Origin of the sequence: Panacagrimonas sp. (genome assembly GCF_965216805.1) — a bacterium.
Lineage (GTDB): Bacteria > Pseudomonadota > Gammaproteobacteria > Nevskiales > Nevskiaceae > Panacagrimonas.
On record NZ_CBDCGN010000003.1, the window covers coordinates 1747228 to 1762052 of the forward strand.

The window sequence follows — 14825 nt, forward strand, 5'->3', positions numbered from 1 at the left end:
GTCTGCCATGTCGCTGACCGCTGCTGCCGATCTTTTCGTCCATCCCGGGCTCATCCAGACCCTGGGCATCGTGCCGGTCGATCTCGCTCCAGGGCGTGCCGAGGCGCGCTTCGCGGTACAGGCCGGCCACGGCCAGCACCACGGGTTCGTGCATGCCGGTGCGGCCGCGACCCTGGCCGATCACACCGCCGGCGCGGCGTCGACCAGCCTGCTGCAGCCGGGCCAGGCGGTGCTGACGGTGGAATTCAAGATCAATCTGCTCAAGCCGCTGGTTGGTCGCGAGCTGACCGCCAAGGCCGAGGTGGTGCGCGCCGGGCGGCAGATTCACGTGGTGGAGGTGCGGCTTTACGTGACCGACCCGGCGGCGACCGAGCCGGTCGCCATCGCCCTGGTCACCCTGTGCGTGGTTCAAGACCCGGGTACGTCGGCATGAACGCGGCCGCGCTGCCCTTCGGGCAAACCCTCAGCGCAACGGTGTGGTATTGCGAACACCAGGGCGAGGCCTGGGGCGATCTTCGCTCAGCGCGTCTGGACGACGTGGCGGTGCCCCTGGCGGGGCCGGCACTGCAGTACGGCTTGTCGGTGTTCGAAGGTCTCAAGGCCTATCGCGCAGCCGACGGTTCGGTTCATCTGTTCCGCCCGCTAGATCACGCGCAGCGCCTGCGCGTCAGCGCCGAGCGCCTGGGCCTGCCGGCGGTACCGGAAAGCCTGTTCCTGCGGGCGTGCGCAGAACTCACTCAAATGCTCATCGACGAGATTCCGGCGCACGGCTGCGGCGCGCTGTACCTGCGTCCGACCGTGTACGCGCTGGACCAGACCCTGGGCCTGCGCCCCGCGACGCGACATGGTTTTGCGGTGATCGGCAACCCCTGCCTGGACCCGCCGTTCAAGACCCTGAGCCTTTGGGCGGAGCCGGACCTGATCCGCGCCGCGCCCGGCGGGCTCGGCGGGATCAAGACCGCTGCCAACTACGCCGCCGGTCTGGGCGGCCTGTTGCGTGCCCGCAGCCGCGGATTCGACGACGTGCTGTGGCTGGATGCGGCAACCCATCGCTGGCTGGGCGAGGCCGGCAGCATGAACGTGTTCGCCGAGATCGACGGTCTGCTGGTAACGCCGCCGCTGGACGGCACCATCCTGCCCGGGGTGACCCGCGCGGCGGTGCTGAACCTGGCACCGCAGATGGGTATCCAGGTGACGGAGCGTGCGCTGTCGCTGGATGAGCTGGCACAGGCCGCGGGCGCCGGCCGGCTGGGCAGCCTGTTCGGTACCGGCACCGCGTCGCGCGTGGTGTCGATCAACCGCATCGCCAACGCCGATGTCGTGATCGCCGCGGGCAGCGATGCCACCGCGCGGCGCGTCTACGACCGACTCAAGTATCGCCAGGAAACTGCCGACGCGCTTGATCTGCCGGTGGCGGCAGCGAGCGCGGATGCACTGTGCGCGTCGTTGGTGCGCTGAGCACGGTATGGAAGGAAGGCTATCCGGCAAAAGTGGTTGGAGCGTCCATTTTCTTGGCGACAGCGATTGACGTTGCTACATTGTAGAAACGTAAGTGATCGGAGCGAGACAATGCGAGCCATTTCAGCGCGTGATTTCAATCAGGACACCGCTGGCGCCAAGCGCGATGCGTTGGCTGAGCCGGTGTTTATTCTCGACCGCGGCCAGCCGTCTCACGTGCTGATGTCAGTTACGCACTACAAGGCTTTGCTGGGCAGTAACGCCAACATCGTGGATCTTCTCGGCATGCCCGGAATCGAGGACATTCCGTTCGATTTGCCGCCGAAGAATCGAGAGCCGCTCGCCCGGACCGAGTTCAGCTAGGTGTTCATCCTCGACACCAATGTCGTATCGGAGCTGCGCAAGGCGCGATCCGGTCGGGCTGATCTCAACGTAACCGCATGGGCGCAATCCGTACCATCGTCCGCCCTCTACCTCTCGGTCATTACCGCGATGGAGCTGGAAAACGGCATCGAAGCCGTGAGAGGCCGGGACCAGAATCAGTACAGTGCCCTCCGCGCGTGGATGGACAACTTCGTACTGTCGGCCTTCGCTGGCCGCATTCTCGATTTCGACTTGCCCGCTGCCATCCGCTGCGCCGGCTTGAACCGTCCACAGCCCAAACCGCTACGCGATTCGATGATCGCTGCAACCGCATTGCAGCACGGCATGCGCGTCGTCACACGGGACATCGATGACTTTGAGAGCATGGTTGCTGTCCTCAACCCCTGGGACGTCGTGAAGTAGTTCACCCACGTTTGCCGGATAGCCGCAAGCGAAGCGGGCCCCAAGACCGGGCGACGACTTGATGCGTTTTTACGGCCGCAGGCGTTCGATTCTGTGGCCCAATGCGGCTTCGACAACAAACGCGCCGCCGGCATCGCCTGCGAGCCGGGCGCGAGGCCGGAGGAGCCACGATGAAGCAGATGGTTCGGTTCGTGCTGCGCGCGACCGCAGGCGTGATGCTGGGCGCGACCCTGGCGGCCTGTGGCGGCGGCAGCAGCGGCGGTGACGCCAGCGGCGGACTGGACCCCGGGGCCGGTTCGGGTGCCGGCAGCGGCGGTATCGTCGACAGCCCGCTCAACACCTTCATGAGCATCGTGCCGCCGGGCAGCAGCGGCGTGCCCAATGGCGGCATCGGCGGGCCGATTCCGGGTCAGCCGCAGTTGACCTTTGCACCGTTCTATCGCGATCAGCTCGATCTCTACGAAAACCTGGCGCACGCGCAGACCCCGCTGCGTTCGGACGCCTGCAATCCACCCGCGAGCATCGACCAGCACGCGCGTCGTTCCGATCAGGCCTGCAACTATTACAAGCCCGCCGGCCTGACCCTGGACGAGAGCCAGGCGGTGTCCAGCCGCATGCTCACCGCACCCAATGGCGCCACCGCCAGCCTGCGGCGCGACGGCTGGGGCGTGCCGTACATCGACGCGCAGGATCGGCTCAGCGCCGAGTTCGCGCTGGGCTTTGCGGCGGCGGAGGATCGGCTGTGGCTGTTCGACATCCTGCGCTTCGCCGGTCGCGGGCGGGCGTCGGAAAAGCTCGGCCCTTCGCCGATGACCTACGACCTCGATCTGGAATTCGGCTCCGACTCGGCCTACAGCGAAGACGAACTCACCCAGATCGTCGACAACGCCGTGGCCAAGCTCGGACCCCTGGGGCCGATGTTCCTGCAGGACACCCAGATGTTCGTGGCCGGCATGAATGCCTACGTCGATTTTCTGCAAACGCCTGCGGGCCTGGCTCGAATTCCGCTGGAGTACGCCTCGATCGGGGTCGGCGTGGGCAGCCGCGCGACCTTTCCGCCGGCGCCGTTCACGGTCAACGACATCGTCGCCAATGCGGTCTTGATCCAGTCCGCGCTGGGCCTGGGCGGCGGCGGCGAAGGCCGCAACGTGGAGTTGCTGCAGGCGCTGGACCCCAGCATCACCGGCGGCGCCACCTCGTTGCCGGAAGCGGCCTGCCGCCTTTGGCGCGATCTGCGCCATGCCGATGCCGCCGATACGCCGCACACCACGCAGCAGCGCTTTGCCACGCAGTCGCCGCCGAGCCTGGACGAAACCTGTCCGATGAGCCTGCCTGCCGGCGTGGCGATCTGGGATCGCGGCAGCTTCCAGGGGCATGTGCTGGAGGCCGCCGGACCGGCCGGTTTGCCGGGCCTGACCTCGGCGCTGGTGGTGACCCTGGACGCGCTGCTGCCGCTGGATCTGTTGTCCGGTGCCGGCTTCGGCGGCCGCGCCGCCAACCGCAACGCCAGCGCCGATCCGGTGCAGGTGCCGCTGCGTGTCGCGGGTCTGCGCGCGCCGGTGCAGAAGCGCATCGCCGCCGATCCCGGCCATAGCCGGCGCCAGATGCTCAGCGCGCTGGGCTTTCCGCAAAGCACCTCCAACTGGATCGCCGCTGCAGGCAGCGAGACCCAGAGCGGCCATCCGATTCTGGTCGGTGGACCGCAGACCGGATATTTCCTGCCGCAGTTGCTGTGGGAAGCGGCGGTGGTCAGCCGCGGCAACACGCCGTTCGAGTTCGCCGCACGCGGGGTGACCACGGTCAATCTGCCGTACATCGTGATCGGACGCGGCATCGATTTCGCGTGGACGCCGACCTCGGCCGGGTCGGATTTCACCGATATGCGGGTGTCGCGCCTGTGCAATACCGACGGCTCTTCGCCTTCGCGCGCCGATGCCGACGGTGACGGCTTCCCAGACAGCGATGGCTATGTCTACCGCGGTCGTTGTGTGCGCCTGTTCAAGCGCCTGGAAACCTGGATGGCCAATCCCACCGTGGCCAGCATCGCCCTGGGCGGCGCCCTTCTGCCCGAGCGCGTGGAGCGCTACGTGCTGCGCACGCACTACGGGCCGGTGTCCGGCACCGCCAACGTGCAGGGCGAGCCGGTGATCGTGTCGCGCCAGCGCAGCACCTTCCTGGCGGACGTGGATACCGCGGCGCCTTTCGCGCTGTTGACCACCACCGGGCTGCAGATGGATCACACGCGCTTCAAGAAGCTGTTCAACAGCATGACCGCGACGTTCAACTGGCTGTACGCGGATGAGAACGACATCGCCTTCATCCAGTCCGGGCTGTATCCGCAGCGGCATCCGCAGCACAACCCGGAACTGCCGGTGTGGGGCGACGGCAATTTCGAGTGGGTGGTGGACGAGAACCTGCCGGCCGATTTTTTTGATCTCTACGGTGGCGATGCGGCCGCGGGCGCGCAGCCCTATCCCAGTCGCGCAGTGCCGATGAGCATCGACGACCAGGGCTACCACGAGTGGCCGGGCTTTCTGCCACTCGAAGCGCACATCCAGGACACCAATCCCCCGCAGGGCTATTTCGCCAACTGGAACAACTCCGGCGCGCCCGGCTGGTGGGCCGCCGACGGCAACGGCACCTATGGGCCGACGCACCGGGTGCAGTCGCTGAACCTGCGTCTGGCGGCGTTCAAGGACTCCGGTCGCAAGCACGATCTGGCCAGCATGATCGAGATTGCCGGCGACGCCGCCTTTACCGACCTGCGCGGGCTGGACGTGCTGCCGCTGCTGCTGGAGATCGCTCGCAGCGGCGACCTCGACGCCGATCAGACCCTGGCGCTCGACCTGCTGCAGCGCTGGCTGGATGAGGGTTCGGCGCAGTGGATCGACGCCACCCCCGGCCTGGGTGCCTACCGTCGCGATCGCGACGACGACGGCATCTACGATCAGCGCTACGCGGTGGTGCTGATGGACGCCTGGTACACGCGGCTGATGGAAACGGTGACCCCGCAGCTTTCTGCCATCGAAGCGGCGGGGGCCAGCGCCCTGTCCGCCCGTTACGACGCGCCGCGCGATCAAGGCTCGGCCTATCAGGAAGGCTGGTTCCAGCACATGCGGCGATTGCTGAGTACCGCCTTGAACAAGCCGGACCGGGTCGATTATCGCGCCTTGCGCTGCGCCGGCTCAGCTAGCGTGGCCGATTGCCGCAACGCGGTGCTGCTGGCGCTGCAACAGGCGCTGGAAGACCTGGGCGGGCTGCCGAACATGGTCAACTGGGACGGCAGCCAGTTGCTCTACGCCAAGGGCGAGGACTGCGGCGTGGTCGAGGACTGCGACGCGGTGGAGCACACTGCGTTTGCGTTCCAGCCGGTGCCCGCCATTCACTGGATCAACCGCCCCACTTTTCAGCAGGCGGTGGAAATCCGGCAGGGGCGCTGAGGCGGCCGGGCGGTTGTCAGCGACGCCGCGGTTCCGGTTTGGGCCAGGGCGTCAGCCGCTGGCTGACAAAGACCGGATTGCTGCGGCGTAGCGCCGGTTGTCCCTTGCGGATCTCGCGGACCTGATCGTAGAGGCCGAACAGGTAATAACCCATCGGCTCCAGCAGCTGAGTGAATTGCGAGAACGGGACATGCCGCTGGTTGCCGGGATTCATCGAGGCCTCAACCTGCACAAAGGCAATCCGATGCTGGCGCAGCAGCTTGAGAAAGCCGCGTAGCACTTCCATGTCGTGGCCTTCGGCGTCGATCTTGAGGAAGTCGATCTGCTCGATCCCGTGTCGTTCGCAGTAAGCCTCGCCGGACGTCATCTGCACCATTTCCACTGGCAGGCCCGGCCGTGGTGCCTCGTTGAGCAGGTGATTGTCGGTGGACGTCCCGGATGCGCGCATCAGGCCGGTGCCAGCCGCTTTCGCGCCAAGCGCCAAGTTTTCGCATCGCACGAAGTTGTCCGTGGCGAAGCGGGAGTAGAGCGCAGCGTAGCTCTGACCAATGGGCTCAAAGGCATGGATGATCGCCTCGGGGCAGGCGCGACGGAACCTGTCGGTGGACTGTCCGATGTTGGCGCCTACATCGAAGATACAGCGCACCTGGAAAGCAGCATTGGCCCGCCTGAGGTCGGTGAGGAAGGGGTCGCGCGGCAGCGCTGCCGCGGACTGGAGTGGGGTGGTGGGATGCACGGCGTGCCGGGTTCGGGTCGCAATGGGAAGTCGACAATGCCAAGTCGGCACGCGGTAATCCACCACGTCTTCGCCGCAGTCGCATCAGGACATGTTGGGGCGGCAGTGCCGCCGGGGCCGCAGCTATTGCGACGCCGCCGCGCCCGGATTCCGGTCCAGCGTATCGATGGCCGGCTCGATCACGAAGACCGAGAACTCTGCCAAGTCAAGACGCCGGTCCTGGCTCTGATCCAGCTCGGCAAATGCAGCGCTGAGCCGTTCGTCCAAGGCAGCCTCATCGGCGCTGATGAAACCATCCCGATTGCGATCCAATTCGTTGAAGCGTTCGCTCAGGGTTGGCGCCAGTTCGGGGGGCTGGCCGCTGGGACCGAATGCCCCCGGCACTTCGGTGCCGCCGAGAGGATCGGCCGACGTGTCCTGTGCGTACACCAGGTGAGTCAGCTTCATCAGACCGGCGCAGACCAGCACGACAACGACGCGGTGGAGCATGGACGTTCCTCGATCCCGTTCGTATGGATGACGCTTCGCTGTGGACAGGTTCTACAAAGGTCCAGTCAGCGTACGCACGGGCGACGGAACTGTGGATGAACGATCGCCGAGTCGTCGCACAGACCGGCAGCGCACCCACTGTGCTTGACCGCATAAGCGACCGGGATGCGTTTCCTGGGTCGACCGCCCGACCCTGCAAGCGCATCGAATAAACTACGACTGCGATCAGCGCCTGTAGCTCAGTTGGATAGAGCAGCAACCTTCTAAGCTGGCCGCGATCGTTGCGCAACCCCCTGATTTCAATGCAACTAATTGATTGTCTTGAAATTCAGAAGTGACGCTCGGTGACGGCCGATGCGCCCAAGTGACCCGAAGTGACCCGAAGTGACCCCCGTAGTGCGGATATAGTGCGGATAGCGGGAGCCTCTGCGACGCTCTACAGCTTGGCGCCGCAATGGCGCTTTACCTCGGCAGATCGGGACTGGCGATGCGGTGCCTGATGGCTCCGGAACGCTATCAGGCGACTCTCACCAGCTTTGCAGTCTTGGGATCGTAGATGTAGCCGGTGATGCTCCCATCCTTGATGCGCGCGACCGCCTCGTCGATGACGAAGAGCGGAACGAGAAACCATTCCTCGGGCTGCACGGGATGACCGAAGCGGTCGTTGATGGTGATATTCAACCGCGCGGGCGCGAACAGCCTGTGGAACAGGTTCTCCATCCGGGTGCGGTTGATGCCCGCGAGCTTGTACGTCGCCACCACTTCCACCTTCGCCAGCAGGTAGGTGGAATCGTGTTCGGCGTTGGCGATGCGCGTCTCCACCCTGCCGCCAGTCACGCCCATCTTGTGGATGAGGTCTCGGTGCTGCGCGACATAGGGATGATCGGAGAGGGAGCGGAGGACATAGATCGTGCCGCTTTCAACATCATCGGCCTCAAGCTCGCCGCCGAAGGAAAGTTGCCCGCTCTCGGGCGAGGCCAGCCGCCGTGCTGCGGGGTCGTTATAGAACGCACGTTGGAGCGAGCGCAGCAGTAGATTGCTTTCGGTCCCGTTGGAGAAGACGAGACGTAGGCGGCGGTCCACTTCCCCGGCGGTGGTCTTCAACGGCTCGCCGACCTCGGCAACGTAAAGCGTGAGACCGTCGAGAACGAAGAAATCCCCGACTTCAATCGCACGGCGGCCCGCTTCGATGGGCTGGGACTGGCGCATTCCGGTTTTGACTTCCGCTTGCACGCGCTCGAACAAGGGTCGGAAGATCTCGAAGTCCTCGCAGGGCTTGCGATCTGCGATCTCCTCGGCCGCGCGTTTTTCCGCGCTGGTGCGGACATGACGCAAGACAGTGATGTCGTCGTCCGCGCCAGCAACATCCGACAATTCAGCAGCCAGGTCGTCGATGTCGATGTCATCGTCCCCCGAACCGGCAACGGTCGGTGCCCCGGCAAGCAAGCCCTGATGGTCTAGCGGCTCAAGCAAGGTACGGCAGTCCGGGAGGGCGCGTAGACGGTCAAGCCGCACGGCATATAGGCGCTCGAATATGTCGCGATCTTCGCCATGCTGCGGCGCACGCCCGTGATGCTCGGTGAAGCGTTGGATTTCCTCGAAGCCAGCGATGACACGCTCCTCGCTGGCTGGGCGTCCATTCTTCTTCTCAAGCGGTGCGAACTCGGCCAGCTCTGCCGCCAGGTCATCAAGATCAGAGCTACTCATAGCGCCCCTCCGCCTTGAAGCGCATAAAGGCGGCCGCGCCTTCGGCAAGGTGCTTTTCCCAGGCATCCTGCGAGGTCACCGATGGAACCCGCCCACGCTCGCGCTTGAACTCAACCGCGCGCTTGGCGATCACTTTGGCATCGTCAGGCGTGATCGAGGTGCGCTTGGCCGAGATGGCCGCCGCGACCTGCTTCAAGCTGTCCTCGCTCATGGTCTTGGCGAGAATAGCGTAGGCTTCCCCGAACGGGTTGATGCGGTCGATAAGGTCGATGTCCAGCTCCCGCACGTCCATCGCGAAGCGGCGCACGCCGTCGATCAGGGCGGTGTTGGGCGCTCCATCGTTCTCACCCTCGGTGACAAGCCGCTTGGCCTGCTGCGTAAGGTTGAGGGCGGCGATGGCGTGCTGGCGCACGGCCTCCTGATCTTCGGCGTCAAGCTCGGGATACTTGTCCTTGACGATCTTGCCCATGCGAACTTGCGTCAGCTCCTCGGGCACCAGCTCCTCATCGAACAGGCCGCGCTCGATGGTGGGCTTGTCCTGCACGAAGGCCGCGATGACTTCGTTCAGGTCTTCCTGACAAATTCGCGCCGCCTCCTTGCTCTTGGGCTCGGCGATGCCCTTGATCTCGATTTGGTACGCCCCTGTCTGCTCATTGACACCGACATTGCAGCGGTCAGAGTCATAGCCAGCCTCGCCGTAGTTAAAACCCGGCGTCGGGCCACTGTCGGGGTTCTTGGGCTTGAACTCGAAGCGCGGAGCAAGAACCTGCTCCATCAGCAGGCTGGCCGCGATGGCCTTCAACGTATCGTTGACGGCCTCGGTGACAGCTTCCTCGGCCGCATCCGGCTCGGCGATCAGGTTGGTGAACCTTGCGCGGGTCTTGCCGGGCGCGTCGCGGGTCGCTCGGCCGATGATCTGCACGATCTCGGTCAGGCTGGCGCGGTAGCCCACGGTCAGCGCATGTTCGCACCAAATCCAATCGAAGCCTTCCTTCGCCATGCCCAGCGCAATGATGATGTCCACATGGTTCCGGTTGTTCTTCTGTGCCGGGTCCTTGAGCGCGGCGGACACGCGTTCGCGCTTGGCGGCGTCGTCATCGACGAGATCAGCGATCCGCAGCACCCGGCCATCGGGACGCTTGACACGCTGGAAGCCGGTCGCAGGGTCGATGCCTTGCCATTCACCCAGCGCCTCGATGATGTGCTCCACTTCCCGCATCTTGTCCTTCGTGCTCTCGCGCGAATTGACGTTCGGGATGTGAATGATGGTCTTCTCGGCCGGGTCGAGGACGTTGAGGATGTCATCGACGTAAGGCCCGCTGTAGAAGAAGTAGCCGATGTCGAGTTGCTTGAGGTACTCGTAGCCGTTGAGCTGCTCGTAGTAGGTGTAGGTGACGGTATCGAACTTCGACTCATCCTGCGGCGCCAGCACGGCCTCGGCGTCGCCACGGAAGTAGGAGCCGGTCATGGCAACGATGTGCGTCTTGCCCCGCGCGAAGAACTGCCCCAGGTGCAAGCCGAGCTTGTTGTCCGGGTTGGCCGAAACGTGGTGGAACTCATCGACCGCGATCAGTCGGTCGTCGAACGCCTCCACGCCGTAGGCATCGACCGCGAAGCGGAAGGTCGCATGGGTGCAGACCAGCACCTTGTCGTCGCCTTCAAGGAATGCGCCCAGCGACTTGACCTTCCCGCCGTTGTCGTTGCCCGGCGCGTTGCACAGGTTCCACTTGGGTTCGACCTGCCAGTCGGACCAGAAGCCGTACTTCGACAGCGGCTCGTCGTTGAAGCTGGCACCGATCGACTTCTCCGGCACAACGATGATGGCCTGCTTCAAGCCTTGGTTCTTGAGCTTGTCGAGTGCCACAAACATCAGCGCACGGCTCTTGCCCGATGCGGGCGGCGACTTGATGAGCAGGTATTGCTCGCCCCGCTTCTCGTAGGCCCGCTCCTGCATGGGCCGCATCCCTAGAGCATTGGCCTTGGTCGATGCGCCGTTTCGGGCGTAGGTGACGGAAACGGACGGTACGGACTTGATCTTGTCGCTCATGCGTTGGCTCCCGCTTTGCGCTTCTTGCCCTTGGCCGGTGCAGCCGAAGCGGTCATCTTGGTATAGAGGTCAAACAGCTTTTCCAGCCGCTCGGTGTCGTTCTTGAAGCGCCGACCGATGTAGATGCGCTCCAGCACTTCGTCGTTGCGATCATGGGCGGCGCGCAGGTCAGCGGGCATGTTCTCGGGGTCGTACAGGTCCGCGATGGTCGCGGGAAAGTGATGCTCCCGCGCCAGCAAAATGTCCTCGGCGCAGCGCGTGAGGTCGGCCCTCATCTTCTCGGTGAGCGTGGGGACCGGGAAGGTGTTCCAGCCGAGGGTATTGGAGTAGGAGAAACGCATTTCCAGTCGTACGCAGACAGTGGCGATCCAGACCCAGTGCAGCCGTGAGGCGATCAGCGCAAGGTTCCACAGTGGGGCGTCATAGAGAGCGAACGCCTTCTCCTGCACCACGCAATGTGGCTCCAGCAGGCCGATAGGAAGATAGGGGCGATTCTCGGAACTCACGCGCGGGACAATTAAGGCGTGACGATTCCCCATCGTCTGTTCCCGAAATCGCCACGGGGTGTCAGCCAGTTTTCGTGCGCTGGCGTCCTTGGTCGCGGCTCGTCTTGCGCGGGCTACGTCCTCCACACGACGGGCAATGGCCGGAATGGCAAGGGCGGCCTCGGCCTCCTGATCCGCGATCCAGAGGCAGGCGCGGGGCGCGGCATCGATGTGAACCGCCCCGGTTTTCCCGGAGGCTCGTTGTTGTGAGTCACGCCGCGAGGGCGAGACTCGGGATTTGTGAATAGTAGGCAGCTTCTGCTTCGGCGGGTGGGATGTTGCCAAGCGGTTCCATCAGTCGGCGATTGTTGTACCAGTCCACCCACTGCAGCGTGGCCCACTCGACGTCTTCGCGGCGTTGCCAGGAAGGCCGCCGGTGAATCACCTCGGCCTTGTACAAGCCGTTGATGGTCTCGGCCAGCGCGTTGTCGTAGGAATCGCCCACACTGCCCACGGAAGGTTCGAGACCCGCGTCGGCAAGACGCTCGGTGTAGCGGATCGACACGTACTGGACACCTCTGTCGCTGTGATGCACCAGCCGATCCGGGCCGACCGGTTTGCGCTCATGCAGCGCCTGCTCCAGCGCGTCGAGCACCAGGTCGGTCCGCGCCGAGGACGAAGCCCGCCAGCCGACGATGCGCCGGGCGAAGACGTCGATGACGAAGGCGACGTAGACGAAGCCCTGCCAGGTCGACACGTAGGTGAAGTCCGAGACCCACAGCTTGTTCGGCCGATCCGCCTTGAAGTGACGACGGACATGATCCAGCGGGCAAGGTGCGTTGGCATCACTCACCGTCGTGCGCACCGACTTGCCGCGGATGACGCCACGCAAGCCCAGGCGCTTCATCAGGCGCGCCACCGTGCAGCGGGCCAGATCAAAGCCTTCGCGCCGCAGTTGCCGCCACACCTTGCGCACGCCGTAGACCTGGAAGTTTTCGTTCCAGACCCGTTCGATCTCCGGCACCAGCGCTCGATCTCGCTGGTCCCTCGTAGAACGGCGCTGTGGGTCGGCCTCGCGAGCCGCATGGGCGTAGTACGTCGACGGGGCAATCGGCAGCACCTTGCAGATCGGCTCGACCCCGTGGACCGAGCGATGCTCGTCGATGAACGCCTTCATCGTTTGAACGGGCGGTCGAGCTCCGCCTGCGCAAAATACGCTGACGCCTTGCGCAGGATTTCGTTGGCTTGGCGCAGCTCGCGATTCTCGCGCTCCAGCGCCTTGATGCGCTCGCCCTCGGCCGTGGTCAGGCCGGGCCGCACGCCGGCGTCACGCTCGCCCTGGCGCACCCAGCGCCGCAGCGTCTCGGCCGTACAACCAATCTTGGCGGCAATCGATTCAATCGCTGCCCACTGCGAGGTGTGCTGCGCCGCGTGCTCCGCCACCATCCGGACCGCGCGCTCCTGCACTTCCGGGGAATACTTCGATGCTCTGGTCATGGCTCCATTCTCTCAAGTGAGGGAGCCTCCGAGATTCCCGGGGCGGTTCAATGAACTCTTTTGAGCCATAGAAGGGCCGGACGAAGCGGGCAGCTTCCGGCGATCCGGCAACAAGATGCCCTGCCTCGTCGTTTGAGAGAATCAGCGCCGCCCCGTAGTAGGGATGGTTGCCGAACTGCATCGGCGTCAAACCGTTCTGCGGCCTGGCTGCGGGTTGCACTTCGATGTTCGGCGCGGCGACGAGGTAGGCATTGATGTTGTCCACCTGCTTGCACTCGACCGATTCGTGACTACCGTCCCAAATGGAATACAAACGGCGGGTGGGGCCGGGCATGGCGGAAATGCCCACGATGACCACGGTCACGCCGGCATTGTGGCTGGCCAGATTGGCCCATTTGAACGAGGTGTGCGCAAAGACGATGACATTGCCTGTAACGAATATCTCCGGCCAAAGCGTCGGCACCTGCTGGCCTTGGCAAATGGAGTTGGTGGCAACGAACGCAGCAGATGAAGGCGTGTGGGTCCCGTAATCTGCCGCCTTCAAGAACCAACCGGCCACATAGTCGAGCGACTTCCAGTTTTTCACGCGCCCATCGAACAAGGCACCAAGATCAGCTTTCTGTGCGGCACTCTGCCATTTGCTGCCCAGGTACGGTGGATTCCCGCAGATGTACGTCTCGCCTCCCTCGTTCTCGAAGTCGATCTCTGCCTGATCGAGCGGAGAACCGAACAAGTCATCGGCCTTCACCTTCACGCCGGTGCCGGTTGGCGGGCAAATGCTCAACCAGTCGATTCGCAGCGCGTTGTGACACGTGATCCAATTCTCGTTGCGTAGCGGCAGGAACTCGGCCAAGGCCAGCTTCTGCCCCCGATAGAGCACGTCGCATTGGTACTCGGCTATGACCAGCGCAAGACGGGCGATCTCCGCCGGGAAATCACGCAGCTCGATCCCGCGAAAATTGGTGACCGGGATTTCTGATGCTCGATCCGGCTCGCCGCGCCGCTGATTGATCTCGGCCTCGATGGCGCGCATTTCCTTGTAGGCGATGACCAGGAAGTTGCCAGAACCGCAGGCCGGGTCGAAGACTCTGATCTTGGCGATGCGCTTGCGCAGGTTGAGCAGCGTGCGTGCGTTTTCGCCCGCTTCCTCCAGCTTCTCCCGCAGGTCATCGAGGAACAGCGGGTTCAGCACCTTCAGAATGTTGGGGACGCTGGTGTAGTGCATCCCCAGCTCGCCGCGCTCCTCGTCCTCGGCAACGGCCTGGATCATCGAGCCGAAGATATCCGGATTGATCTTCGTCCAGTCCAACCCGCCGACGTGCAGCAGGTAGGAGCGGGCGATCTTGCTGAATCGTGGCACTTCGTCGCTGCCGGAGAACAACTGTCCGTTTACGTAGGGGAAATCGGTCGCCCAGCGAGGAATCCCAGCGACGGCGCGCTCTTCGCGCTTGGTGTTCATGGCGCGGAACAGCGTCGCGATGACCTCGTGCGTGTTCGACGAGTCACTGGCACTCATCTGAGCGACGGTGTCAGTGAATGCGCCGACAAAGATGTCGGTGTCCTCCGCGAAGAAGCAGAAGATCAAGCGCGCCATGAACTTGTTCATGTCATGGCGCCGCTCTGCCGTGCCCCATTCCCGATTGTCTTTCAGCAGTTCGACGTACAAGCGGTTCAGGCGGCTGGTGGCCCGGATGTCGAAGGCGTTTTCGCTGATCTGGCGGACGGTGCTGATACCCGCCAAAGGCAGGAAGAAGCCGAAGTGGTCGGGAAAATCCTTGAATGCACAGGCGACGGTCTCGCCGCTGGTCAGGTCTTCAGCCTCGAAGTCCACGCCGTCCGTGGCGAGGACAAACTTCGCCTTGGCCTTGGCCGTCGCCGCGCTGGCCTTGAGGGCGGCCAGGGTCTGGGTCACCCGCCCTGCGTCGCAGGTCAGGATGTGGATGTTGCTGGTCTGGAGAACACCGCCGAGGTCGGACTTGTTCGACGCTCCCGCGCGTAGGCGCTTAATGGTCGTCGCCTTGTTGCCGAACGCTTCAAGGAAGGCATAGGGGAACTCTGCGGGGTCAAAGGGCTGCTCCGCGAGGTCGGTGATCGCCTGTTCGATCTCAACGGCGTTCAATGTCGTGCTCCCCCGGTAGGCTTCGACTGAGTTCGTCTTCTGGGCAAATGATGTGGCATGT

General features: G+C 64.2%; 10 protein-coding genes, 2 pseudogenes and 1 other annotated feature. Of the genes and pseudogenes, 5 read left to right on the top strand and 7 right to left on the bottom strand.

Annotated elements, in window-relative coordinates:
• The first annotated feature begins 7 nt into the window (after positions 1-7).
• The 5 genes from ACOOHP_RS20950 to ACOOHP_RS20970 all read left to right on the top strand — a co-directional run bounded on the left by ACOOHP_RS20950 (position 8) and on the right by ACOOHP_RS20970 (position 5684).
• Positions 8-433, top strand: a complete 426-nt coding sequence (locus ACOOHP_RS20950) for a PaaI family thioesterase (protein WP_420468413.1) — start codon at positions 8-10, stop codon at positions 431-433.
• Complete coding sequence (locus ACOOHP_RS20955) at positions 430-1458, top strand: aminotransferase class IV (RefSeq protein ID WP_420468414.1); 1029 nt, start codon at positions 430-432, stop codon at positions 1456-1458. Before ACOOHP_RS20950 ends, ACOOHP_RS20955 begins: the two co-directional genes overlap by 4 nt.
• Before the next feature lie 111 nt (positions 1459-1569).
• Positions 1570-1821, top strand: a complete 252-nt coding sequence (locus ACOOHP_RS20960) for a type II toxin-antitoxin system Phd/YefM family antitoxin (protein WP_420468415.1) — start codon at positions 1570-1572, stop codon at positions 1819-1821.
• The gene (locus ACOOHP_RS20965) at positions 1822-2244 is read left to right on the top strand and encodes a type II toxin-antitoxin system VapC family toxin (RefSeq protein WP_420468416.1); all 423 of its coding nucleotides are present in this window, start codon (positions 1822-1824) and stop codon (positions 2242-2244) included.
• 170 nt (positions 2245-2414) lie between these two features.
• Positions 2415-5684, top strand: a complete 3270-nt coding sequence (locus ACOOHP_RS20970; RefSeq protein ID WP_420468417.1) for a penicillin acylase family protein — start codon at positions 2415-2417, stop codon at positions 5682-5684.
• A gap of 16 nt (positions 5685-5700) precedes the next feature.
• Here ACOOHP_RS20970 and ACOOHP_RS20975 read toward each other — a convergent pair whose 3' ends face one another.
• The 7 genes and pseudogenes from ACOOHP_RS20975 to ACOOHP_RS21005 form a co-directional block, all read right to left on the bottom strand.
• Positions 5701-6420 (bottom strand): FkbM family methyltransferase, encoded by a 720-nt coding sequence (locus ACOOHP_RS20975; RefSeq protein WP_420468418.1) that lies wholly within the window; start codon positions 6418-6420, stop codon positions 5701-5703.
• A gap of 123 nt (positions 6421-6543) precedes the next feature.
• Entirely contained in the window at positions 6544-6909 is a 366-nt protein-coding gene (locus tag ACOOHP_RS20980; protein ID WP_420468419.1) for a hypothetical protein, read from the bottom strand.
• 516 nt (positions 6910-7425) lie between these two features.
• A complete protein-coding gene (locus ACOOHP_RS20985) occupies positions 7426-8616 on the bottom strand; it encodes a GIY-YIG nuclease family protein (RefSeq protein ID WP_420468420.1) in 1191 nt (396 codons plus the stop codon).
• A complete protein-coding gene (locus ACOOHP_RS20990; protein WP_420468421.1) occupies positions 8609-10663 on the bottom strand; it encodes a DEAD/DEAH box helicase in 2055 nt (684 codons plus the stop codon). The genes ACOOHP_RS20985 and ACOOHP_RS20990 overlap by 8 nt, the downstream gene beginning before the upstream one ends.
• A pseudogene (locus tag ACOOHP_RS20995) lies at positions 10660-11379 on the bottom strand (type IIL restriction-modification enzyme MmeI); the annotation flags it as partial. The pseudogene ACOOHP_RS20995 and the gene ACOOHP_RS20990, both read right to left, overlap by 4 nt.
• A 40-nt stretch (positions 11380-11419) precedes the next feature.
• Positions 11420-12645 (bottom strand): IS3 family transposase gene (locus tag ACOOHP_RS21000; protein ID WP_420468422.1). Its coding sequence is split into 2 segments (ribosomal slippage): positions 11420-12360 and positions 12360-12645, totalling 1227 coding nucleotides; the frame shifts between segments, so codons are not numbered across the junction.
• Positions 12251-12367, bottom strand: a sequence feature (AL1L pseudoknot). Its footprint overlaps the gene before it by 117 nt.
• 49 nt (positions 12646-12694) lie before the next feature.
• Positions 12695-14764 (bottom strand): annotated as a pseudogene (locus ACOOHP_RS21005) (class I SAM-dependent DNA methyltransferase); the annotation flags it as partial.
• Positions 14765-14825: the final 61 nt, after the last annotated feature.